This window comes from Nocardia sp. NPDC087230 (assembly GCF_044744725.1).
GTDB classification, from domain to species: Bacteria; Actinomycetota; Actinomycetes; order Mycobacteriales; family Mycobacteriaceae; genus Nocardia; species Nocardia canadensis.
The window spans coordinates 929,910-951,897 of record NZ_JBIUYV010000002.1; the positions used below are offsets into that span (position 1 = coordinate 929,910).

General features: G+C 69.9%; 24 protein-coding genes. 12 read left to right on the top strand and 12 right to left on the bottom strand.

All coding sequences use genetic code 11. The features are described from left to right. Positions 1-12 precede the first annotated feature (12 nt). Positions 13-891, bottom strand: coding sequence for an SDR family NAD(P)-dependent oxidoreductase (locus ACIO52_RS10555; protein ID WP_218716125.1), 879 nt, complete (start codon positions 889-891; stop codon positions 13-15). A gap of 153 nt (positions 892-1,044) precedes the next feature. On the opposite strand from ACIO52_RS10555, the gene ACIO52_RS10560 reads away from it, so the two are divergent. Further along, entirely contained in the window at positions 1,045-1,812 is a 768-nt protein-coding gene (locus tag ACIO52_RS10560; RefSeq protein WP_218716139.1) for an SDR family NAD(P)-dependent oxidoreductase, read from the top strand. A gap of 58 nt (positions 1,813-1,870) precedes the next feature. Here ACIO52_RS10560 and ACIO52_RS10565 read toward each other — a convergent pair whose 3' ends face one another. The 4 genes from ACIO52_RS10565 to ACIO52_RS10580 form a co-directional block, all read right to left on the bottom strand. Further along, positions 1,871-2,689, bottom strand: a complete 819-nt coding sequence (locus ACIO52_RS10565; RefSeq protein WP_402643165.1) for a class I SAM-dependent methyltransferase — start codon at positions 2,687-2,689, stop codon at positions 1,871-1,873. Between the two features lie 68 nt (positions 2,690-2,757). Further along, entirely contained in the window at positions 2,758-3,210 is a 453-nt protein-coding gene (locus tag ACIO52_RS10570) for a GNAT family N-acetyltransferase (protein ID WP_218716124.1), read from the bottom strand. A 113-nt stretch (positions 3,211-3,323) separates the two neighbouring features. Then, positions 3,324-5,282, bottom strand: coding sequence for a molecular chaperone HtpG (htpG, locus tag ACIO52_RS10575; protein WP_218716123.1), 1,959 nt, complete (start codon positions 5,280-5,282; stop codon positions 3,324-3,326). A 13-nt stretch (positions 5,283-5,295) separates the two neighbouring features. Continuing rightward, complete coding sequence (locus tag ACIO52_RS10580; RefSeq protein ID WP_218716137.1) at positions 5,296-6,891, bottom strand: TM0106 family RecB-like putative nuclease; 1,596 nt, start codon at positions 6,889-6,891, stop codon at positions 5,296-5,298. Positions 6,892-7,128: 237 nt separating this feature from the next. On the opposite strand from ACIO52_RS10580, the gene ACIO52_RS10585 reads away from it, so the two are divergent. The 7 genes from ACIO52_RS10585 to rraA are packed head-to-tail and all read left to right on the top strand — an operon-like array spanning position 7,129 to position 11,537. Further along, positions 7,129-7,803, top strand: a complete 675-nt coding sequence (locus ACIO52_RS10585) for a DUF6474 family protein (RefSeq protein WP_218716122.1) — start codon at positions 7,129-7,131, stop codon at positions 7,801-7,803. A 7-nt stretch (positions 7,804-7,810) separates the two neighbouring features. Beyond that, on the top strand, positions 7,811-8,335 hold the full coding sequence (locus ACIO52_RS10590) for a hypothetical protein (protein WP_402643169.1): 525 nt from the start codon (positions 7,811-7,813) through the stop codon (positions 8,333-8,335). A gap of 41 nt (positions 8,336-8,376) precedes the next feature. Beyond that, a complete protein-coding gene (locus ACIO52_RS10595; RefSeq protein ID WP_316573113.1) occupies positions 8,377-9,027 on the top strand; it encodes a YcnI family protein in 651 nt (216 codons plus the stop codon). Next, a complete protein-coding gene (locus ACIO52_RS10600) occupies positions 9,027-9,596 on the top strand; it encodes a copper resistance CopC family protein (protein ID WP_218716119.1) in 570 nt (189 codons plus the stop codon). The genes ACIO52_RS10595 and ACIO52_RS10600 overlap by 1 nt, the downstream gene beginning before the upstream one ends. Positions 9,597-9,601: 5 nt before the next feature. Next, positions 9,602-10,546, top strand: coding sequence for a CopD family protein (locus ACIO52_RS10605; RefSeq protein ID WP_402643173.1), 945 nt, complete (start codon positions 9,602-9,604; stop codon positions 10,544-10,546). 36 nt (positions 10,547-10,582) lie between these two features. Continuing rightward, positions 10,583-11,038 carry an SRPBCC family protein gene (locus ACIO52_RS10610; RefSeq protein ID WP_218716114.1) on the top strand — a complete coding sequence of 152 codons (456 nt, stop codon included), beginning with the start codon at positions 10,583-10,585 and terminating at the stop codon, positions 11,036-11,038. A 13-nt stretch (positions 11,039-11,051) separates the two neighbouring features. Next, entirely contained in the window at positions 11,052-11,537 is a 486-nt protein-coding gene (gene rraA / locus ACIO52_RS10615) for a ribonuclease E activity regulator RraA (protein WP_316573110.1), read from the top strand. A gap of 162 nt (positions 11,538-11,699) precedes the next feature. Here the strand turns inward: rraA and ACIO52_RS10620 are convergent, their stop codons facing one another. Beyond that, a complete protein-coding gene (locus ACIO52_RS10620) occupies positions 11,700-11,921 on the bottom strand; it encodes an RNA-binding S4 domain-containing protein (protein ID WP_218716112.1) in 222 nt (73 codons plus the stop codon). 121 nt (positions 11,922-12,042) lie between these two features. On the opposite strand from ACIO52_RS10620, the gene lysX reads away from it, so the two are divergent. The 4 genes from lysX (at position 12,043) to ACIO52_RS10640 (ending at position 17,219) form a co-directional block, all read left to right on the top strand. After that, the gene (lysX, locus tag ACIO52_RS10625) at positions 12,043-15,360 is read left to right on the top strand and encodes a bifunctional lysylphosphatidylglycerol synthetase/lysine--tRNA ligase LysX (RefSeq protein ID WP_402643178.1); all 3,318 of its coding nucleotides are present in this window, start codon (positions 12,043-12,045) and stop codon (positions 15,358-15,360) included. Positions 15,361-15,527: 167 nt separating this feature from the next. After that, complete coding sequence (locus tag ACIO52_RS10630) at positions 15,528-15,839, top strand: hypothetical protein (RefSeq protein ID WP_255586676.1); 312 nt, start codon at positions 15,528-15,530, stop codon at positions 15,837-15,839. Between the two features lie 35 nt (positions 15,840-15,874). Then, positions 15,875-16,561, top strand: coding sequence for a hypothetical protein (locus tag ACIO52_RS10635; protein WP_218716110.1), 687 nt, complete (start codon positions 15,875-15,877; stop codon positions 16,559-16,561). Between the two features lie 37 nt (positions 16,562-16,598). Then, positions 16,599-17,219 (top strand): histidine phosphatase family protein, encoded by a 621-nt coding sequence (locus tag ACIO52_RS10640; protein WP_218716118.1) that lies wholly within the window; start codon positions 16,599-16,601, stop codon positions 17,217-17,219. A gap of 392 nt (positions 17,220-17,611) precedes the next feature. Here the strand turns inward: ACIO52_RS10640 and ACIO52_RS10645 are convergent, their stop codons facing one another. The 6 genes from ACIO52_RS10645 to ACIO52_RS10670 form a co-directional block, all read right to left on the bottom strand. Then, positions 17,612-18,511, bottom strand: a complete 900-nt coding sequence (locus tag ACIO52_RS10645; protein ID WP_218716117.1) for a cutinase family protein — start codon at positions 18,509-18,511, stop codon at positions 17,612-17,614. Positions 18,512-18,764: 253 nt separating this feature from the next. Then, positions 18,765-19,136, bottom strand: a complete 372-nt coding sequence (locus ACIO52_RS10650; protein ID WP_218716109.1) for a hypothetical protein — start codon at positions 19,134-19,136, stop codon at positions 18,765-18,767. 10 nt (positions 19,137-19,146) lie between these two features. Beyond that, entirely contained in the window at positions 19,147-19,602 is a 456-nt protein-coding gene (locus ACIO52_RS10655) for a roadblock/LC7 domain-containing protein (protein ID WP_308248331.1), read from the bottom strand. After that, positions 19,599-20,612 (bottom strand): hypothetical protein, encoded by a 1,014-nt coding sequence (locus tag ACIO52_RS10660; protein ID WP_402643183.1) that lies wholly within the window; start codon positions 20,610-20,612, stop codon positions 19,599-19,601. The genes ACIO52_RS10655 and ACIO52_RS10660 overlap by 4 nt, the downstream gene beginning before the upstream one ends. Then, positions 20,609-20,929, bottom strand: a complete 321-nt coding sequence (locus tag ACIO52_RS10665) for a hypothetical protein (protein WP_316573106.1) — start codon at positions 20,927-20,929, stop codon at positions 20,609-20,611. Before ACIO52_RS10665 ends, ACIO52_RS10660 begins: the two co-directional genes overlap by 4 nt. A gap of 348 nt (positions 20,930-21,277) precedes the next feature. Then, a complete protein-coding gene (locus tag ACIO52_RS10670) occupies positions 21,278-21,883 on the bottom strand; it encodes a tetratricopeptide repeat protein (protein ID WP_316573105.1) in 606 nt (201 codons plus the stop codon). Positions 21,884-21,988: the final 105 nt, after the last annotated feature.

Below are 21,988 nucleotides of genomic sequence, written 5' to 3' on the forward strand. Positions count from 1 at the left end.
CCGTGCTCGAGGTCAGGCTTGCCGTTCCATTCTGCGTGGTCGGGCAGGCTGGGTGGTGGTGAAGGGGGCGTCCTCGGTGCGCGCGATCTCGATGGCGCGAGCGACTCGGTTGCCGAGCAACCGCTGCACCAGCTGCTGAGCCAAGGGTCGCACCGGCAGCACGAGCGATACCCACCAGGGTGAGACGACGCTCTTGCGCCTACGCGCGATCGCCCGGACCAACGCGTCCACCGCGGGACCGATCGGCGAGGTGCCGGTCAGGCTGAGCTCGCGCAGGCCGGTGTGCGCCGCCGCGGTGCCGAAGCCGCGCCGGGTCATCTCGGTATCGATCTCGGCGAAGTAGCTGACGCCCACGCGCGCGCCGGTCGGACGCAACTCGCAGCGCAGCGTGCCCGCCAGCGATTCGACCGCCGCCGCCGAGGCGCTGTAGGCGCCGGCCAGCGGCAACTGCACCGCCGTGGAGATCGACGACATCATCAGCACGTAGCCGCCTGGACGGGCCAGGTGGGGACCGGCGGCCTGCACGGCGTACGCGACGCCGAGCACGTTGACGGCGAGGGTCTCCTCCAGCACGCTCGGATCGCCGCCGATCATCGGCATCTGCTTGGCGATCCCGGCGTTGGCGACGAGCACGTCGAGCCCGCCGAGTTCGCCGACCAGCGCCTCGACCACGCGCTCGACCTGGGCCCGGTCGGCGACGTCGCAGTAGCGCCACGGCGCGTCGCCGCATTCGGCGGCCACCTCCGCCAGCAGTTCCGGTTCCAGTCCGAGCAAAGCGACGTGGGCGCCCTGGGCGGCGAGTTTGCGGGCGAGTGCGGCCCCGATACCGCGCGCTGCCCCGGTGATCAGGACCTTGCGTCCGGCCACCGTCGGAGCGGCGAACGATCTCATGAACGCACGTTACCACCGGAAAACAGCCCTGTTCGCTGGTATTTTCGCAGCTGATCCGTCAGCGTCGGTGGGCGTGATGGGCACCTCACCGGAAACCCGCTAGGGTGCCAATTGACGAAGTGCCAACTAGTAGTCATGAACGAGAGGACCATCGTGGAGATTTCGGGTTCCGCCGCCATCGTCACCGGAGGCGCATCCGGCCTCGGTGCCGCCACCGCCAAGCGTCTCGCCGACGCGGGCGCCACCGTCTTCGGCCTCGACGTCCCGGCGTCGATCGAGCGCGCGGGCGACAACGTCCCCGCCGGTGTCACCCTGATCGCGGCCGACGTCACCAGCGGCGACGAGGTGGCCGCCGCGATCGCCCAGATCACCGAGGGCCCCGCCCCGCTGCGCATCGTGGTCAACTGCGCCGGTGTCGGCTGGGCCGGTCGCATCCTGTCCAAGAACGGCCCGCACGATCTGGAGCTGTTCCGCACCGTCATCACCGTGAACCTGCTCGGCACGTTCAACGTGATGCGCCTGGCCGCCGATGCCATCGCCAAGACCGAGCCGGTCGACGAGTACGGCCAGCGCGGCGTGGTCATCAACACCGCGTCGGTCGCCGCGTTCGAGGGCCAGATCGGCCAGATCGCCTACTCCGCGTCCAAGGGCGGCGTGCACGGCATGACCGTCCCCGCCGCGCGTGACCTGGCCCAGTTCGGCATCCGCGTCAACACCATCGCCCCCGGCATCATCGACACCCCGATGCTGGCCGGTGTCACCGAGGAGTACCGCAAGGGCCTCGAGGCCGGCGTCCCGTTCCCGTCGCGTCTCGGCCGCCCCGACGAGTACGCCCAGCTCGTCGAGTACATCGCGAGCCACGACTACCTCAACGGCGAGACCATCCGCATGGACGGCGCCCTGCGCATGGCCCCGCGCTAGGCACTACGCACTGTGGAACGACTGCCCGTCGCCGGTTTCGGCGGCGGGCAGTCGTCGTTCAGGCCGGGGGGACGGTGCCGATGCCGAACAGGGCCGTGGTGGACAGCGCGGTGTTCGCGCGGTAGGTGACCGTGAGGTGCTCGACGGCCGCGTCCGTGCGGCGCTGCCATTCCGCCTCGCCCACTTCGTGTCTGAGCGTGGTCAGCGGGGCGCTGCTGCGAGTCATGGTGTCCCACAGCGCAGCCGCGTTCGGGAAGCTCACCTCGACCGTGTGCGGGCGGATCGTCACCGCGTCGAAGCCGGCCGTGCGCATCTCGGCCGCGAAGACGGCGGGGTTCTCCAGGCCGCGCGAGTTGGGCTGCGGTAGCGCGGCGTTCGGGTCGCCCGCGCTCAGCGCGCCGAACAGCGCGCGCATGAGCGAGGAGTCGACCGCGGGCGCCCAGGCCGAGACAACGGCGGTGGCGCCAGGACGCAGGACCCGGCGCAATTCGGCGAAGCCCTGGGGCCGGTCGGCGAAGAACATGAGGCCGAACAGCGAGAATCCGGCGTGGAAGCGGCCGTCCGGGTACGGCAGGTCCTGGCCGTCGCCGACCTGGGCGGTGATCGTGGTGCGCCCGGCGCGTTCGGCGGCCGCGGTGAGCTGTTCGATCATCGGCGCCGAGACGTCGATCGCGTCGACACGCGCCCCTGCGGCCGCGGCCGCGAGACTGAGCAGTCCCGTTCCCGCCGCGACATCGACGACAATGGAATCCGGTTCGAGAGTGACGAATTCGAGCGCGCGCTCGGCGAACGGACCGAGCACGGTCGCCGCCGCCGCGGCATAACCCTCGGCCACCAGATCCCACGGCTGTGCCGTGACCGACGTCCCCTCCGACATGTGCGACCGTTCCTCTCACTCCGCGATCGATGCCCGGACCAAGATTACGGTTCGGTGGCCGTGTGGTGTCAGAGAGTTCGTTCGAAGGTGATCAGGGCGTGGCCGGGGCCGTTGTAGTCCGGCACCGGGCCGGTGACGGTGAACCCGAGGCTGCGGTGGAAATCGATCGAGGTGAAGTTGGCCGGAGAAGTGATGGCGGTGACCACTTTTCGGCCATCGGCCCTGGCCAGCTCGAAGAATTCGTCGTAGAGGGTGCGGCCGAGGCCGACCTTGCGGGCGTCGGGGCGGACGCCGACGAAATGGATGTAGGCGGCGTCGGGGTCGGACGGGGAGCCGAAACCGATGAGGAAGCCGGAGATTCCGTCGTCGTCGGTCGCCACCAGGCTGGTGCGGTGGAAGTGGTCGAGGAACAACCTCGGCAGGCTGGGCACCACGGTCCGGCCCCACCAGTGGTCGACCACCCCGATCAGGCCGTCGTAGTCACCGGGCCGCGCCCGGCGGATCAGATGCCCCGCCGCCATCTCTCCATAGTGCGGCCTGCGGGGCTGGTCGGCACCCGTATTCCGCACAGCGAATCAAGCTCTTGCCGCAGGGCGCGATGGCCGCCTCGGGCGAAGCGGCCATCGCGGGGACCTCAGACGGTGCGGGTCAGCCGGTCGGTGAGCAGCTGGGCGAAGCGCGCCGGATCCTTGAGCTCGCCGCCCTCGGCGAGAACCGCGGTGCCGTAGAGCAGTTCGGCGGTCTCGGCGAGCTCGGGAACCTTGCCCTCGTCGGCATCGGACTTGCGCGCGTCGTAGGCGTCGCGCAGGCCGGTGACCAGCGGATGGGTCGGGTTGAGCTCGAGGATGCGCTTGGATTCCGGCAGCGCCTGGCCCGAGGCGCGGTACATGCGCTCGAGCATCGGGGTGAAGTCGAAGACGTCACCGACCAGGCAGGCCGGGGAGGTGGTGAGCCGGTTGGTCAGGCGCACCTCCTTGGCGACCTCGTCGAGGGTCTTGCCGAGCCAGCCGAGCAGATCGGCGAAGTCCTTGTCCTGCTGCTCGCGCAGGGCTTCGGTCTCCTTCTTCTCGTCCTCGGTCTCCAGGTCGACCTCGCCCTTGGCGATGGACTGGAACTTCTTGCCGTCGAACTCCGGCACCGAACCGACCCACATCTCGTCGACGGGGTCGGTCAGGATCAGCACCTCGCGGCCCTTGGCCTTGAACGCCTCCAGATGCGGCGAGTTCTCCACCTGCGCACGGCTTTCGCCGGTCATGTAGTAGATCGCGTCCTGGCCCTCCGGCATCCGCTCCACGTACTGCTTCAGTGTGGTGAGCTCGGACTCCGAGGCGGTCGAGGCGAAAGACGACACGGTGAGCAGGGTTTCGCGGTTGTCGGTGTCGGAGAGCAAGCCCTCCTTGAGCACCCGGCCGAACTGGGTCCAGAAGGTCTGGTACTTGGTCTGATCCTCGGCGCCCTGCAGGTCCTTGACCGTCGACAGCACCTTCTTGACCAGCCGCTTGCGGATCATCTGGATCTGGCGGTCCTGCTGGAGGATCTCGCGCGAGACGTTGAGCGAGAGGTCCTGCGCGTCCACCACACCCTTGACGAAGCGCAGGTACTCCGGCATCAGCTCTTCGCAGTTGTCCATGATGAACACCCGGCGCACGTAGAGCTGCACGCCGCGCTTGTGCTCGCGGGTGAACAGGTCGAACGGCGCGGTCGACGGGATGAACAGCAGCGCCTGGTATTCGAAGGTGCCCTCGGCCTTCATCGGGATGATCTCGAGCGGCTCGTCCCAGGCGTGGCTGACGTGGTGGTAGAACTCCTTGTACTCCTCGTCGGAGACCTCGCTGCGCGGGCGTGTCCACAGCGCCTTCTGCGAGTTGAGGGTCTGGTCCTCGACGATGGTCTTCTCGACCTTGTCCTCGCCCTCGCCCTCCATCACGGTGCGCTCGACCTGCATGCGGATCGGCCAGGCGATGAAATCGGAGTACTTGCGGACGATCTCGCGCAGCTTCCATTCCTGCGTGTAATCGAAGAGGTGATCGTCCTCGTCGGCGGGCTTGAGCTCGAGGGTGACCGCCGTGCCCTGCGGGGCGTCGGCGACGGTGTCGATCTCGTAGGTGGAGCTACCCGCGGCGGCGCTCCAGCGGGTGCCCTCGGCCTCGCCCGCCTTGCGGGTGGTCAGGGTGACCCGGTCGGCGACCATGAAGGTGGAGTAGAAGCCGATGCCGAACTGGCCGATCAGCTCCTCGGCGGCGGCATCGGACTTGGCCTCGGTGAGCTTGCGGCGCAGCTCGGCGGTGCCGGACTTGGCGAGAGTGCCGATCAGATCGATCACCTCGGCACGGGACATGCCGATGCCGTTGTCCCGGACGGTCAGGATGCGCTTGTCGGCGTCGACCTCCAGCTCGATGTGCAGGTCGGAGGTGTCGGCGACGAGGTCCTTGTCCTGGAACGTGGCCAGCTTCAGCTTGTCCAGTGCGTCGGAAGCGTTCGAGATCAGCTCCCGCAGGAACGTGTCTTTGTTGGAGTAGACCGAGTGGATCATCAGCTCCAGGAGCTGGTGGGTTTCGGCCTGGAACTCGAGGGTTTCGACGTGCTCTGTCACGCCCCCGATCGTATTACCGTCCGAAGTCGGCCAGCGAGGGAACCTCGTCGACGGCCCGTTGCGTCATCCAGTCGCGCAGCACCTGGGTGGCCCGCACGTCGTCCTCGTTGTATTCGAACAGGCGCGTGCGCTGGGACAGGTCCGATTCCGCGTCGTAGCCGACGGCCCGGCGGTACCAGCCCATCGACGCCTCACCGCCGGCCTCCGGGTCGCGCCAGCCGAAGCCGGCGACCGGGGCGATCTTCTTCAATCCCTTGCCGTTGGGGCAGATGAACTGGTCGGTGACGGCCTGGAACATGTCGACCCACTCGGGCGAATCGACGAACGCGCGCACCTGCTCGTGCGTCGGCACGCCCGGCCTGCCCGCGAACCGGCGGGCCGACTCGTAGAGCCATTTGTCCTCGGCGGTGCGCGAGTAGCAGTAGGCGGCAAAGGTTTTGCCCGCGGCGTGCGCCTCGGCGCGTACCGCCATGAGCCAGGTCCAGAACTCGCCGAAGGAGCGGCCCTCGTCCTCGGTGGGCAGCGGGTCCCAGGTGACGAACGGCCGGTAGACGCCGTCGAGCAGGGTGCCCCACAGGTAGGCGCCGTCCTCCTGGTAGCTCTCCAGGTCGACGTCGACCTCCACGTCGGCGCGGCGCACGCTCACCGTGTCGAAGCGGCGCACCAGCGGCGCGCCCTCGATCCAGGCGCGGGCGGTGACCACGGTCTCGGAGAACGGGCCGTGCTGCCAGTCCTCCGGGTCCTCGCCTTCCCAGGCGGCCAGCTCGTCGACGGTCTGCACGCCGTGCACTCGCAGCACGTCGGCCCGGGAGCCGGGCGCCACCAGGCTGACGTCGCGCATCAGCGCCAGCTGCCCCTCGCAGCTGGGCTCGCTGCCCGCGCCGCGCACCCACCACGGGCACTGCCTGCACTCGGGCACCTTCGACGGCTGGGTCGGCAGTTCGCCGCGCACCACCGCGATGCGGTCGCCGTAGCGCTGGTCGTAGTCGGCAAGGACATTGGTCAGGTCGTGCACGAGGATGCGGTCGAGGGCCAGGCCGATGGCGCCGCCGAGCAGGGCGGGGCTGGCCATGCCGTGCCGCTGCAGCATCCGGTACAGGTGCGCGAGGCGCTGCTGGTCGCGCGGCTGCGGACGCAGTTTCACGTGCTTGTCGCGGCGGGGCTGCCAGCGGAACAGGTCCGAGGTCAGCGGGTGGAAATCGGCCGGATCGGGCCTGCGCGGGTCGGTGACCTTGTGGTTGACCACGATGATCGGGATGTAGCCGCCACGGTCGTCGTCGCGGAGCAGGAACTCGGCGCCGCCACGACGGCCGGTATCGGGTTCCTGCGGCAGCAGCCCGCCCCAGATGCGCGCGGCGCCCGCCGCCATCGCGGCCATCGTCGCCGCGGCCTTCTCCCCCGCGCGCAGCTGCGGCTCGATCACCACCCAGTCGGCGGGTGCGGCGGCCACCAGCTCGTCGCGGACCTTGAGACGGTGCGCGGCGGCGGCCTCCCGGCGCTGCTGAACGCCCGGATCCTCCCTAACCTCGGCGATGGTCCCCGGATGCTCGGCATCCAGGCGCAGGCGGTGCCTGCACCCGATCAGCGAGCGCGCGTCCAGGAAGGCGATCCGGGACTCGGCGAGCCCGGTATCGGTACCTCGATCGAGCGCAGCGGAAGCGGGGGCCGGGCGATGCACCGGCCCGCCGTCGAAGTCGTCCTCGGCTGCACGCACGCAAGCAGTATGGTCCCTCCCCCCGACACAATGCCCAATCGCTACCCTCATCCCACTACGCTACGAAGTACGGCAGGCCGCTACCCCGGCACTGCCTCATGACTTGGCGAGCATGACGGAGGGCCTGATCTCATGGGGTTGTTCAGCAAGCGCAAGCGGCGCCCGAGCCGACGCGCTGAGGCGAAGGCGCTCAAGCACAAAGCCGCCGTGGAGGCGAAGCTGAGCGCCAAGAACGAGCGCAAGGCCGCCAAGGCGAGCGAACGCACCACCCGGCGCGCGGCCAAGGCACAGGCCAAGACCGAGGCCAAGGTGGCCAAGGCGCAGATCGCGACCCTGCAGGCCGAGGAGAAGGCCGCCCAGAAGCTGGCGGCCAAGGCCGACCGCGAACTGTTCAGCGCGAGCCAGATCCGCAAGTACATCGGCGTCGCCCGGGTGCTGGTCCCGGTGCTCGCGCCGCTGGCCTACCGCGGCGCCACCTACGTGCGCGGCCAGCTCGACGCCCGCAAGGCACAGCAGCTCGGCATCGGGCTCGATCAGCTGGGCGAGTTCAGCGGTCACGGCGCGCGCCTGCAGGCCCGCATCACCAACACCGAGAGCGCGCTCGACAAGGTCGCCGCCGACGCCCCCGGCGACGCCGACACCAAGAAGTTCGTCGAGGCCGCCCGGTCCCGGCTGACCGACCTGACCGTCGCGGTGAACACCGCCGAGCAGATGCCCGCCGCGCGCCGCAAGGCCGTGCACGCGTCCATCTCGGCCGAACTGGGCGTGCTGGAGACCGACGCGCTCGCCCGGCTCGGCGTGCGCTGATCCCGTCGTGACCACGCCGCAGCTCACCGCCCGCCTGCGCGGGGGTGGCTGCGGCGTACTCGTCGGCGCGCTGGCCGTCGCCGCGCACGGCGGTGCGGGCGGTGGCGTGCCGCACTCGGCCGATATCGCCCTGCTGCTGCTGGTTTCGCTCGGCGCTGGCATCGTCGCGGGCGGATCGCGCGTGCGATCCGGTGGCGCGCCGCTGCTGCGAGCCGGTGCGGTGCTGCTCGGTGGGCAATGGGCCGGGCACTTCGCGTTGTCGGCGTCGCTCGCGCACCACGACGAGCTGTTCCACCTGCCCAGCGCGCCGATGGTGGCCGCGCACACGGTCGCGGCGTTCGCCTGCGCCGCACTGATTCTCGTCGCCGAGCGGCTCTATCTCGTCGCGTCCAGCGTGGTCAGGGCCGTGCTCACGGCGCCGTCGACCGCGATCGTCCAGCGCGCGCCGCGCTGGCGCGGCCTGCCGTTCGCCGGGCCGGGCCGCCCCGTGCGGGGCACGCGATGTCCGCGCGCGCCGCCGCTGTCCGCCTGATTCGTCACGACATCAGCATCTCTTCGGACAGAAGGCTTTCCATGCACAACTTCATCACCCGTAGCACCGGGACCGCCGCCGTCGCGGCCGGTCTGGTGCTCGCCGCCTGCGGCTCGGCGGCCGCGCACGTGACCGTCGACGCGCCGGGCGCCGCCCAGGGCAAGTACACCGTCGCCACCTTCAAGGTGCCGACCGAATCCGAGACCGCGGCCACCACCGCGCTGCGCGTCACCGTGCCGAACTTGAAAAGCGTGCGCACCGAGCCGATGCCGGGCTGGACAGCCAAGGTCGAGCGCAACGACAAGGGCGAGGCCGTCGCCGTCGCCTGGACCGCCGACCCGGGCAACCCGGGCGTCGGCCCCGGCCAGTTCCAGCGCTTCGTGCTCTCGCTGGGCCCGCTGCCCGCGCAGGACACGGTGAACTTCCCCGCCACCCAGACCTACAGCGACGGCAAGGTCGTCGCCTGGGATCAGCCGAGCACCGGCGGTGCCGAGCCCGAGCATCCGGCACCGTCGATCACGTTGGGCGCCGACGGCGGTGACGCGGGCGGCGACCACAGGGTCGCTTCCGGTGAGACCAGCGTCGCGGAGACCGACACGGTGGCGCGCTGGCTCGGCGGCATCGGGCTGGCCCTCGGCCTGTTCGCGGCCGCGCTCGGCCTCGGCCTCGTCTTCCGTTCGCGGCGGTCGTGATGCGGGCCGATCATCTCGTCGCCGACATCAACCGATCCGCGCGGCTGCGCATCGGACGCCGGGTGCTCGCGGTGCTGATCGCCGGCCTGTTCGCCGCGATGTTCGCGGCGGGCACGGCGAGCGCGCACTCCGGTGCCGTGAGCAGCGTGCCCGAGGACGGCTCGACCGTCGAGGCCGGGCCCGCGCGCGCCAGCATCACCTTCAACGAGGAACTGCAGCAGAACTTTCCGTCGCTGACCGTGGTCGGCCCGGACGGTCGCCTGTGGTCGAAGGGCAAGGCGCTCGTCGAGGGCCGCACCGTCAGTGTGGAACTGGGCGAGCTCGGGCCGGTCGGCGAATACACCCTCGCGTTCCGGGTCACCTCCGCCGACGGGCACCCTGTCAGCGGGACCCGGCATTTCACGCTGAGCAAGGCGGGTACCGGCACGCCGGGACCCAAGCCGGGTGCGGACACGGCCGACAGCGGCGACTCCGACGGCGGCGTGCCGGTGTGGGTGTTCATCGCCGGTGGCGTGGTGCTGTTCGGCGCGGGCCTCGCGGTCGCGCTGCTGTCCGGCCGCAAGAAGTAGCCACCATGACGACCGGTCGCCGGGTACCCACGACGACGCTGCGGCAGTGGCGGGTCCTGGTGCCGGTCGTGGTGGCCGCCCTGGCCGGGGTGGCGCTGGCCTGGCTGCTGCGCCGCGGCGGCGGTTTCCCCTGGTCGGCGGGCGCGCGGGTGCTCGCCGACGGCGCGGGCGCGGTGGTGCTCGGGCTGGCGGCCCTGCCCCGGCTCGACGACCGGCTGCGGGTGGCCTGGCGGCCGCTGGCCGCGCTGGCCGGCGTCTGGTTCGCGGCCGAATTCGCCGTGCTGGTGGCCGAGGCCGCCGAAGTGGTCGGCGTGCCCGTGACCCGGCTCGGCGCGGGTGAGTTCGGCACCTTCCTCACCAACCTCAGCGGCGGGCAGATCGGCATCGCGATCCTGTTCTGCACCGGCGCCGTCGCCTGCTACGCGGCACTGGCCTTCCGCAGGCCCGACGCGGCGTCGGCCGATCTGGTGCTGGTGTTCGCCGCGGTCGCGCTGGCCCTGCGCCCGATCACCGGCCACATGTCCCAGCAGATGTTCGGTTCGGTGCTGGCCGCGATCCACGCGCTGGCCGCGGCATGCTGGCTCGGGCTGCTGCTGGCGATGGCGGTGGTGCTGCGCACCCGCGGCGGCTGGGCGAGGACGCTGCCACGCTATTCGGCGCTGGCCGCACCCCTGGTGCTGGCGGTGGCCGCCACCGGGACGATCGACGGACTCGTCCGTATCGGCGGCATCGAACCGCTGTGGTCGACCGGCTACGGGCGGATCCTGCTGGCGAAGTTCGCCGTCCTCTGCGCGCTGACCGGCCTGGGCTGGTGGTGGCGGCGCAGCTGGGTGCGCCGGGCCGCCGACCACCGGGTCACCGCCGAGATCTCCCTGCGCAACGCCGCCATCGAGGTCACCGCGATGGGCCTGGCGTTCGGCCTGGCCGCGACCCTGGCCGTCACCGCGTAGCCCGATCGGTCGCGGCGGACCATTAAAGTGGCCGCTATGACCGAAGTGAGGATCGTCGAAGACTGCGCCGCGTCCGCCGAGACGGCGTTCGACTACGTCAACGACTACCGCAACCTGCCGCATTTCCTGTACGGCATCGAATCCTTCGTCCCGGTCACCGACCAGACCGACGGGCTCGGCGCGACCTTCGACGGCCACATGAAGCTCGGCCCCGCGTCGCTCAAGTCCCGGGTCGAGGTCGTGAAGTGGGAGAAGGGCCGCGTGATCGGCATCAAGTCGATCAAGGGATTCGAGATCATCTCGACATTCCACTTCTATCCCAAGGGCGACGCGCTGTGCACCGTCGACGCGACCATCGAGTACTTCGTGCCCGGCGGTCTCGCGGGCAAGATGCTGGGCAAGACGATCGAGCCGTTCGTCAAGATCGCGGTGAAGCACACCACAGACAGCCTGGTCAGGGAGATCGCCAAGGCGCATGTCGAGGGCGCCTGACAGAATGCAGGCCATGACCGAATCAGCGAATGTTGTGGCCACCGCCGATCTGGCCGACGAGATCGGCCCCGAGATCCGCAGTTGTGACACCCAGTTCATCCAGTTCGGTGGCCGGGCCGCGTTCGCCGGACGGATCACCACGATCCGGTGCTTCCAGGACAATCTGCTGGTCAAGCAGACCCTGGGCGAGCCGGGCGAGGGCAAGGTCCTCGTGGTCGACGGCGGCGCCAGCGTGCACACCGCGCTCGTGGGCGACATCATCGCCGGCCGTGGCGTCGACAACGGCTGGGCCGGCGTGATCGTCAACGGCGCCGTGCGCGACTCGGCGATCCTGCGCACCCTCGACATCGGCGTGAAGGCGCTGGGCACCAACCCGCGCAAGAGCACCCAGACCGGCAGCGGCGAGAAGGACGTGACCGTCGAGTTCGGCGGCATCACCTTCGTGCCCGGCGAGATGCTCTACAGCGACCACGACGGCGTCGTGGTCCGCGCGGAGTAGTTGGAGCGCTGGCGCGCTCGAGGTCGCGGCCCCTTGGTCCCGCCGGTCAGGCACCGTTGCTTGCTCCTGCGTCGCTTGCGCAACGGCGCCTGACCGGCGGGCCGACCGCGTCGGCCTGCCCCTCCTCGGGGTCGGGGCGTGCGGGGAGGTTGGGTAGAACGGTCAGTTCCCCGATACCCGCACCTTGTGGCCCGCCAGCACGACGACGTCGCCGACCTGCAGTTGCCTGCCGCGGCGCAGCTCCACCTCATCGTTGACCCGGACCAGGCCCTGGGCGATCACCGTCTTGGCCTCGGAGCCCGAATCGATCAGGTTGGCCAGTTTCAGGAATTGCCCGAGCTTGATGACCTCGTCATCGATCGGCACATCGACTGGTTCCGACATGCGCTAATACTTACCCTCCGGCGAAAATCCGGTCGCCACCGGCCCCACTACCGGCGCGCGTGACGAACACGCCGCAGCGTCCGCCACACCGATCCGGCCCGGATGCACGCACACTGGATCGGTGACCACCACGCAGGCCGAGCAACACCCCATCGTCGAGGCACCGCAGAGCCGCGCCACCGTTCCGCACCGTGGGCACGGCAGGCTGGCCGAGGTACCGCACATCACCGGGCTCGTCCTGGGCGTCTTCGCGGTGCTGCTGTTCTTGTGGAGTCTCTCGCCCGCCCTGCGCTATCTGACGCAGGTGCCGCGGCACTACGTGGACGTGTACTACTTCGACGCTCCCGACACCAGCCTGGTGTGGGCGGTGGTGGTCGGCCTGCTGGCCGGGGCGATCGCGAGCCGCAAGCGCGTCGCGTGGTGGCTGCTGGTGGTGTACCTGCTGCTCTACGCGGTGTCCAACATCCTGGACTTCGTCGTCGACGACGACATCGACGCGCTGGTGGCCTGCATCGTGCACGTCGTCGTCATCGGGATCCTGATCGCGGCGCGCAACGAGTTCTATACCCGGGTCCGGCCGGGGGCGCTGTGGAAGGCGATCGGCGTGCTGGTGGCCGGGCTGGCGCTGGGCTGCCTGATCGGCTGGGGGCTGGTGGAACTCGCGCCCGGCACCCTTCCCGAGGGGGTGCAGCGCCCGCTGTGGGCGGTCTACCGGGTGACCGCGGCGGTGCTGGTGAACAACGAGCATTTCGACGGGCACCCGCGTCCGTGGGTCAACTTCCTGCTCGGCCTGTTCGGCGCGATCGCCCTGCTCACCGCCGTGGTGGTGCTGCTGCGCTCACGCCGCGCCGACAACGCGATGACCGCTTTGGACGAGTCGGCCATCCGCGGGCTGCTCGCGGCGGGCGACGTCGAGGACTCGCTGGGCTACTTCGCCACCCGCCGGGACAAGGCGGTGGTGTTCGCGCCCAACGGCAAGGCCGCCATCACCTATCGCGTCGAGCTGGGCGTGAGCCTGGCCAGCGGCGATCCGATCGGACCGAAACAGGCCTGGCCGCAGGCCATCCGGGCCTGGCTCGAGGAGGCCGACCGGTTCGGCTGGGCGCCCGCGGTGATGGGCGCCAGCGAGATCGGCGCCACCGCCTACCGCAATGCCGGGCTCGCGGCACTGCGCCTCGGCGACGAGGCGATCCTCGACACCCGCACCTTCTCGCTGGCCGGGCCCGAGATGAAGCAGGTCCGCCAGGCCGCGAACCGGCTGCGCAAGAACGGTCTCGGGGTGCGGGTGCGCAGGCACCGCGACATCCCCGCCGCCGAGTTCGCCGACATCGTCGCCCGCGCCGACGCCTGGCGCGACACCGAGACCGAGCGCGGCTTCTCGATGGCGCTGGGCCGTCTCGGCGACCCGCTCGACGGCGACTGCCTGCTGGTCGAGGCGGTCGACCACGACGACCGGGTGCACGCCATGCTCTCGTTCGTCCCGTGGGGCCGCACCGGTGTCTCGCTGGAACTCATGCGCCGCGACCCGCAGAGCCCCAACGGCGTGATGGAGCTGATGATCTCCCAGCTCGCGCTGAACTCCGACCAGTACGGGATCACCAAGATCTCGCTGAACTTCGCGGTGTTCCGTTCGGTGTTCGAGGAGGGCGGCCGGATCGGGGCGGGCCCGATCCTGCGCGCGTGGCGCGGTGTGCTGCTGTTCTTCTCGCGCTGGTGGCAGCTCGAGGCGCTGTACCGGTCGAACGTGAAGTACCACCCGCGCTGGGTGCCGCGCTTCTTCCTGTACGAGGAGCGCAGGCAGTTGCCCCGGGTGGCCACGGCCAGCGGCCTGGCCGAGGGCTTCCTGCCGCGCATCGGCAAGGAACCCGACGCGGCCGTGCACACCGGGACGCACACGGCGGTGCCGGCGAGCGTCACCGGGCTGCACGCCGACGGCAGCGCGCCGGACGCGCCGGCGGGCGAGGACGCCGACCAGGGCCCACGCAGGCCCGAGCAGGTCCGCGTCCGGATGAACAAGCTGGACCGGCTCACCGCCGCCGGCGTCGACTCCTACCCGGTGGCCTATCCCCCGACGCACACCATCGCCGACGCCCGCGCCTGCCCCAAGGGCACGACGGTGCGGGTGGCGGGCAGGCTGCTGCGCATCCGCGACTACGGCGGGGTGATCTTCGCGGTGGTCCGCGACTGGACCGACGAGATCCAGCTCGTCATCGACCGGGAGCGGGTCGGCGCCGACCGCAGCGCCGAGTTCACCGAGTTCTTCGACCTGGGCGATCTCATCGAGGTGAGCGGACAGCTCGGCACCAGCCGCAGCGGCGAGCTCTCGCTGCTCGCCCAGGACTGGCGGATGAACGGCAAGTGCCTGCACCCGCTGCCCGACAAGTGGCGCGGCCTGGCCGATTCCGAGGCCAAGGTCCGGCAGCGCTACGTCGACATGGCGATCAATCCGGAGACCCGCGAGGTGATGGCCAAGCGCAGCGCGGTGCTGCATTCGCTGCGCGACTCGCTGTTCAACTGGGGCTTCCTCGAGGTCGAGACACCGATCCTGCAGCAGGTGCACGGCGGCGCCAACGCGACCCCGTTCCGCACCCACATCAACGCCTACGACCTCGACCTGTACCTGCGCATCGCGCCCGAGCTGTACCTCAAGCGGCTGTGTGTCGGCGGGATGGAGAAGGTCTTCGAACTCGGCCGCACCTTCCGCAACGAAGGCGTCGACTTCAGCCACAATCCCGAGTTCACGATCCTGGAAGCCTATGAGGCGCACAGTGATTACCTGCGGATGATGCAGCTGTGCCGCCGGTTGATCCAGGACGCGGCGATGGCGGCCAACGGCGCCGAGGTGGCGCTGCGACCGAACGACGACGGGGGATTCGACGCCGTCGACATCTCCGGCGAGTGGCGGGTGAAGACGGTGCACGGCGCGGTCTCGGAGGCCATCGGCACCGAGATCACCACCCGCACCGAACTCAGCCGCCTGCGCGAGCTGTGCGACGAGGCGGGCATCGCCTACCAGCACGGCTGGGACGCGGGCCAGGTGGTGCTGGAGATGTACGAGCACCTGGTGGAATCGCAGACCACCTACCCCACCTTCTACCTCGACTTCCCCACCTCGGTCTCCCCGCTGACCCGCTCGCACCGCAGTATCGACGGCGTCACCGAGCGCTGGGACCTGGTCGCCTGGGGCGTCGAATTGGGCACCGCCTACAGCGAACTCACCGACCCGGTCGAGCAGCGGCGCAGGCTCACCGAACAGTCGATGCTGGCGGCGGGCGGCGATCCGGAGGCGATGGAACTCGACGAGGACTTCCTGCAGGCGCTCGAACACGCGATGCCGCCCACCGGCGGTCTCGGCATGGGCGTGGACCGGGTCGTCATGCTGATCACCGGACGCAGCATCCGGGAAACGCTGCCGTTCCCGTTGGTGAAACCGCGCTGATTCGGGGTACACCGTTACTCGTGTAAACGAATCGTGGCCGCGCCGCGATCAACAACTGCTCCGGGACGCCGCGAGGCTTTCGCACCGAAAGCCACACCAACGGCGCTAGTCTCGGAGTTCCGGCACCGGGAGGATGCCGGGCCAACGACACCTCGGGATGGGATTACATGTATCTGGATCTGCTGACCACGGCCGCCCTCGTCGACCCGCACCTGCTCACGAGCAGCTTCGACACCCTGGCGAGCTCGGACACGGTCAACACCGCGCTGGAGCTGGCGGCCAAGAAGAAAAAGAAGAGCAGCTCCGGCCTGATCATCGGCGGCATCTGCTGCCTGCTCGTCGTCGTGCTCATCATCGGCGGCATCTACCTGCTCAAGAACAAGAAGAAGGACAACGGTCAGCCGCCCGCCCAGCCGCCCTACGGCGGTCCCCAGGGTGGTCAGCCGCCGTACGGTCAGCCGCCCTACGGCCAGCCCTGACCTGATCGAGGGACTCGCGGCGATATCCTCGCCCGATGACGAGGCATCCTCGCGAGTCCTCGAACGAACGCCGGCTGGCCCATGGGCTGTCCGCGACCGGTGTCGCCGGCCTGTTCCTGCTGCTGCGGCTGTTCGCGGTCACCGATTACGACTGGAACGCCGCCTTCTCGTTACTGGGCACGCTCGGCATCGGCGATGTCGCCGCCATGGTGGTCGGCACCCTGATGGCCAGTCCGCTGCTCGGCGGGATCGCCCTGTCGGTGTTGCTGCCGGAGGCGGTGATCCATCAGATCCGGCTCGGCAGACCGAGCTGGACCAACGCGGGCAATCTGACCTGGCTCGTCGTGATCGCCCTGTTCACCGGCGCGCTGGTGTGGACCTACCGGGTGTGGTGGGTGCTCATCGTCGCCGGTGTCCTTGGTTTGGTGCTGTTCGGGCTGCTGCGGGCGGACAAGCGCAATCCGGAGGGCGCGAAGTTCGCGCACTGGTTCGTCGGCAGTTCCGCGCTGATCGTCACGCTGGCCGCCCTGATCCTGGCCGCGACCGTGCAGGTGCCGTGGGTTTCGCGGGAGCACATCCAGACGAAGAACGGCGTCGTCGACGGGTATGTGATGGAGAATCCGCCCGGCTTCCTGAAGGTATTGCTCGAAGACGGGCGCGAGATCGTCATCATCGATACCGCCGACGTGACCGGTCGCGAGGAGATCGACCCGGAGCCGTGAGACCGCCCAACCGGGCGATACGGCAGAGTGTGTGAGCGTGCAGCTCATTCTCGTGCGTCACGCCCAGCCCGAACGCGTCATCGGGGACACCACCGCCGCCGACCCCGGCCTGACCGAGATCGGCGGCCAGCAGGCCGACCGCGTCCCCGCCGCGCTCGCCGCCCACGAGATCGCCCGGATCGTCAGCAGTCCGCAGCGGCGGGCCCGCGACACCGCGGCCCCCACCGCGGCCGCGCGCGAACTGCCCGTCGATGTCATCGACGACCTCGCCGAGTACGACCGCGACCTGCCCGCCTACATCCCCATCGAAGACGCCAAGACCGATTTCGCCGAGGCCTACGCCCGGATCAAGGCAGGCCTGCTACCCGAGCAGATCGACGGCCCCGCCTTCACCGCCCGCGTCCTCACCGCGATAGACGGCCTGGTCGCCGCCGCGGCCCCCACCGACACTGTCGTCGCCTTCGCCCACGGCGGCGTGGTCAACGTCCTGCTGGCCGACATCCTCGGCCTGGACCGCCCGCTGACCTTCCCGATCGACTACTGCTCGGTGACCCGAATCCTCTACTCGCGCACCGGCTCCCGCACCGCCGCCACCATCAACGAAAACGGCCACGTCTGGGACCTGCTCCCCCGCAACCTCTCCCGCACACACCCCTGACCGATCACCCCAACCGCGCCCGCCCGACCGGAGGGGCCGTCGGCGGCCGTCCCGCCGGCCAGGCACCGTGGGCGTACGCGACAAAGGAGCAAGCCACGGCGCCTGACGGACGACACCCGAGGGACCGCCGACCAGAGTGGGCCGACGTTCCAAACCAACCACGCACGCCCGACCCCTAGGGAGGGCAGGCCGACGCAGTCGGCCGTCGGCGGCCGTCCCGCCGGTCAGGCGCCGTGGCGTACGCGACGAAGGAGCAAGCCACGGTGCCTGACCGGCGGGACCCAAGGGGCCGCCGACTCGAGCGCGCCAGCGCTCCAATCAACACCGCCGACTCGAGCGCGCCAGCGCTCCAATCAACACCACCGACTCGAGCGCGCCAGCGCTCCAACAACTCAAGCCTGCTGGGCGATCCAGTTGTGCATCCAGGTGATGGCGGTCTGGCCGCCACCCACGGGGTAGCTGCCGTAGAGGGTGTGGGCCTGGGAGCGGTAGAAGCGCTCCAGGTCCTTGGCCCGCTGCTGGTTGGCCGCCTCGGAGAGCTGCGCCTGCAGGGTCGGGACGCCGCCGTGGGCCATCAGGTCGTTGACGATGGCGCCCGCCTCGATCTGGTAGCGCCACATGTTGGCCGGGTTGGCGTCCGAGCTCTGCGCGAGGAAACCGGCGAAGCGGGTGACGAAATCGTCGGTGGCGGTGGCGCAGTACAGGTCGTCGACGGCGCAGATGGTGCGCACGCGGTCGCTGATCCAGCCGAAGCCACCGGGCCGCGCGCCACCGGCGCCCGCGCCCGCGGCGATCGGGCCGACCTGCACGTCGGTCGGCGAGCGGCGCGGATCGGAGATCAGGCCGACGGCCTTGACCTTGCCCGGCGCGATCGGGCTGACGCCGGTGCCGATTTCGGCGGCGAGGTCACCCGCCGCGTCGGCGCCCTGGCTGTAGCCGACCAGCGCGATGTCGGTGTCGCCGCACGCGGCGAGCTTGGCGGTGATCAGTCCGCGCGCGGCGTCGACCGCCTGCTTCTTGGACTGACCGTAGACGTCGCCCTCCCACGGGAACGCGGTGGCGGCGTAGGTGACATAGTCGACGTCGGTGTTGCGGGGCAGCCCGTTGGTGACGCCGGAGAGCATGCCGGGGCCGGGGGCCTTGTCGTGGCCGGTTTCCCAGGTGCCCGGGATCGCGACGACATAGAGACTCGGGCAGCCCGGCGCCGCCGCCGCACTCGTGCTGCCGACCATGACGCCGGTGGTCATCGCCGCGGCCGCGCCCAGCGCCGCAACAACCTTCTTCAACCGCATACCGCTCCAGTTCAACCTTGCTCGATACAGAGCAAACCCCGATAAGTCCCTGTCAAGGTGGGTGAACCCGGCTAGTGGCCATGCTGTGTCTCACCCAGACCTCGCCGCGAATCACAATAGGCGGACGAGCCCGCTGATGCCACACGACGACTCGTCCATGTCCGATTTCCGACAGTCGGCTTCGACACAGGCTGCGCGGGATGTCGGCGGCCACGCGGAGTCGCCGACACTCTCCTCCGCCGCGGGGTGGAACTCACACCTCCAGATCTTCCTCGATGCCCTTGAGACGGTGCCGAGCCATGGCCAGATTGGACCGGCCGCGATCGAGCGCGAGGTAGAGGAACAGACCCTTGGACTTGCGGCCGGTCATCGGTCGGATGACGTGGTACTGGGTGCCGAGGGTGATGAGCACGTCCTCGATGTCCTCGTTGAGGCCGAGCTGCTCGATGGTGCGCATCTTCGCGCGGACCACCTCGGTGTTGCCCGCCGCGGCCACCTGCAGATCGAGCGCCTTGGTGCTGCTGAGCATTCCGAGCGCCATCCCGCTGCTGTAGTCGACGACGGCGGCGCCTATCGCGCCTTCGATCACCATCATGTCCTTCAGTGCCAGGTCCATGTTCGACATGTCTTGCCTTTCAATCGGTTTCTTCCTTGGATTGCGCCGCCGCCAGGTGTTCGGCGATGGCGCGCGCCACCGGTCGCGACTCCAGGTGGAGCCGGCCGACGTTCACTTCCGGGCCGGCGAGCACGGTCAGCGAGGTGTAGCCGGCGGCGTAGATCACCACCTGCCCCTCGGTGCCGAGCACGACGACCTCGTTGAATCCGCCGCCGTGCGCCGTGGTCGCGAGCCGATACGACAGCGACAGCTGCGCGGCCGCCATCGCGGCCATGCCGGCGGGTTCGATGTGCGGGGGTAGGTCGTGTTCGATCAGCAGCCCGTCGCTGGAGGCCACCACCGAACCGGTCAGGCGGGGGACGCGCTCCCGCAACGACTTCAGTTCGGCCAATACGGCCGTGTTCCGTTCGGGCACCGGCATCGCCACCTTCGTCCTTCCCCTCCATTCACCGAGCAGCTTCTTCCGCACGGTCACGCAAGCTCCTCCAACGCCGCCCTGAGCCGGATGAGTACATCGCGGTCGACCTGTCGCCAGCGCTCGGGTTCGTACGGTGCCGCGCCGGTGCGGTGTCCGCGATGCCGGGCGGGTGCGGTCGCTTCCTCGTCGACCGCGTGCCGACCGGTTCGCTCGCCCGTCCCCGCGTACACCGGGCGGGGCGGACAAGCCGTTCCCCCGCCGCCGAGCGCGGGCGGGACCCGCCTCGGCAGCGCGGGCACGCCTGTGGAAGGCACCTCCGGTGCCGAATGCCGATGGCGCCCAGTGTCTTCCACGGGTGCGGGCGCCAGCGTGAGGTGCCGCACGGCCGGTGACGACTGGGGCGCGTCGGCCACGGCGGGCGCCACGACCGGTTCCGCCGCCGCCGGGTCGGGTTCCTGGATCAGCCCCGCGGTGGTGAGGTCGCGCACGGCGACCAGGCAGCCGTAGGTGGTGCGGCCCAGGTCGCGGGCGATCTCGGCGATGCTGCGCCGCTCGTCGGCGGCGGCCAGCACCTCGGCCTGGCCGCCGGTGAGCACCACCCGATGGCGGCGCACCCGGCGCGCGGGGACCACCGGCACCGCGGCGACGAGGTCGGCGGGCCAGGGACCCCACTCCGAATCACTGCGCCGGGCGCATTCGTGCAGCAGCGTATGCGGCGCCACTCGGCAGACAGGGGCGAGCCAATGTTCGGGCGCGGGCAGGAATTCCGGCTCGGCGGCCGAGGCGAGCAGAAAATAGGCGGCGTCGAATACCGACAGCAACGCCAGGGTTTCCAGTCGTGGCCGGTGCAATAACGGACCGGGATCGCCCGCGCCGGCCCGGCGCCAGTCCTCGGCCGTGGCCACACCCGCCTCGACCACCAGCCGGTCCAGGCCGATGGTGCGCCGGCAGCCCGCCGAGGCGATCGCGCCGCGCGCCAGATGGAATTCGCCGTCCCCGGCCCGCAGTACCCCGGTCGATCCCTGTTCCTCGAGCCGGTGCAATTCCTCGGCGAGGGCCAAGCTCATCGATCGCCGCCCGTCAGTTCCTCGAGCGCGGCACGGAGCTGATACCGGGCCATGCCGAGATTGCCGGTGTCGCCGTCGAAGACGACATGGACGAACAGCCTGCCGTCGAAATCACCCTCGACCAGGTGCAACAGGTGGAAGCCACCGGTGCGGCAGACCACGATCTCGGTGATGTCGTCGTCCGCGCGTCCGGTCGCCAGCGCCGAACACCCGAGCGCGGCCCGCACCACATCCGTGGTGCCCGCCGCATCCTCGTGTTCGTCGACGATGTCGTGCACTCCAGCGGCGGCGATCGCCAAACCGCTGGCCCCATCCACCAGTGTCACGCTGCACGCACCGGGAATATCCATGATGCGTTTCAGGCAGCCGTCGAGAGAATTCACACGCCCCGGCCTGTCTTCGAGAGGTTATCGGAACGTGACGCTATACCTCCCGGCAAATTCCCGCACGCCGAACGCCGGAAAATTGCTGCGCCCCATAATGTTTGCTGAGGTTTGCTGGAAAACCGCTCGGTATCAATACTTTTGGGTAACTTCGCGCCGGTTCGCTGCCCGGCCGATAAACCCGGTGCTCAACCACCCTAAATGGATCGGCGACCATCTCGCGAACATCACGAACAGAACGCGACGAATCCACGAACCGGTCGGTTCGTCAGTAGTGTTCGCTCAGCCGGCGGCGCGGCGGTACCAGGACTCGGCCTCGCGGTGCGCGCCCTGCGACTCCAGGAGCGCGGCGAGATTGGCCATGGCGCGCGGGTGGCCGAGATCGGCGGCACGGCGGAAGCAGCGGCGCGCCTCGGTGAGGGCACCGCGACTCCGCAGCAGCATGCCTAGGTTGTTGACGGCGTCGATGTCGCCGTTGTCGGCGGCGTCGCGATACCAGGCCTCGGCGTCGTCGAGACGATCCTGGTCCTCGCACAGGCGGGCGAGGTTGTACATCGCGTCGACATTGCCCGCGAAAGCCGCGTGGTGGTACCAGGTTTCGGCGCCGCGCCGGTCACCGCACTGGTAGAGCAGGGTGGCCAGGTTGTACATGGCGTTGACGTTGCCCGCCGCCGCGGCCCGGCGGTACCACGACTCGGCCTCGTCGATCTCGCCGAGCTTGTCCAGCAGCACGGCCAGGTTGTTCATCGCGCGGGTGTGCCCGGCGGCGGCCGCCCGGCGGAACCAGTGCTCGGCCGCGTCGAAATCGCTGTGGTCGTAGTAGATGTTGGCCAGATTGTGCATGGCGGTACCGTCACCGCGCTCCGCGGCGCGATGCAGGCTCGCCATCGTTCCCGGCGGTAACGGCACAGCTCCCCCTCGGATCATCACCGGTTACACATCGATAACGGAAGTGTATGTGCTGCACCGGAGATCAGCCACGTCGTTTGCTCG

Coding starts and splice junctions, on each gene's coding strand:
- ACIO52_RS10565 (WP_402643165.1), bottom strand. CDS start 2,689: ATGTCGGAGGGGACGTCGGTCACGGCACAGCCGTGGGATCTGGTGGCC.
- ACIO52_RS10555 (WP_218716125.1), bottom strand. CDS start 891: ATGAGATCGTTCGCCGCTCCGACGGTGGCCGGACGCAAGGTCCTGATC.
- ACIO52_RS10630 (WP_255586676.1), top strand. CDS start 15,528: ATGTATCTGGATCTGCTGACCACGGCCGCCCTCGTCGACCCGCACCTG.
- ACIO52_RS10605 (WP_402643173.1), top strand. CDS start 9,602: ATGACGACCGGTCGCCGGGTACCCACGACGACGCTGCGGCAGTGGCGG.
- ACIO52_RS10650 (WP_218716109.1), bottom strand. CDS start 19,136: ATGTCGAACATGGACCTGGCACTGAAGGACATGATGGTGATCGAAGGC.
- ACIO52_RS10610 (WP_218716114.1), top strand. CDS start 10,583: ATGACCGAAGTGAGGATCGTCGAAGACTGCGCCGCGTCCGCCGAGACG.
- ACIO52_RS10645 (WP_218716117.1), bottom strand. CDS start 18,511: ATGCGGTTGAAGAAGGTTGTTGCGGCGCTGGGCGCGGCCGCGGCGATG.
- ACIO52_RS10620 (WP_218716112.1), bottom strand. CDS start 11,921: ATGTCGGAACCAGTCGATGTGCCGATCGATGACGAGGTCATCAAGCTC.
- ACIO52_RS10570 (WP_218716124.1), bottom strand. CDS start 3,210: ATGGCGGCGGGGCATCTGATCCGCCGGGCGCGGCCCGGTGACTACGAC.
- ACIO52_RS10585 (WP_218716122.1), top strand. CDS start 7,129: ATGGGGTTGTTCAGCAAGCGCAAGCGGCGCCCGAGCCGACGCGCTGAG.
- ACIO52_RS10660 (WP_402643183.1), bottom strand. CDS start 20,612: ATGAGCTTGGCCCTCGCCGAGGAATTGCACCGGCTCGAGGAACAGGGA.
- ACIO52_RS10635 (WP_218716110.1), top strand. CDS start 15,875: ATGACGAGGCATCCTCGCGAGTCCTCGAACGAACGCCGGCTGGCCCAT.
- ACIO52_RS10600 (WP_218716119.1), top strand. CDS start 9,027: ATGCGGGCCGATCATCTCGTCGCCGACATCAACCGATCCGCGCGGCTG.
- rraA (WP_316573110.1), top strand. CDS start 11,052: ATGACCGAATCAGCGAATGTTGTGGCCACCGCCGATCTGGCCGACGAG.
- ACIO52_RS10595 (WP_316573113.1), top strand. CDS start 8,377: ATGCACAACTTCATCACCCGTAGCACCGGGACCGCCGCCGTCGCGGCC.
- ACIO52_RS10670 (WP_316573105.1), bottom strand. CDS start 21,883: ATGGCGAGCCTGCATCGCGCCGCGGAGCGCGGTGACGGTACCGCCATG.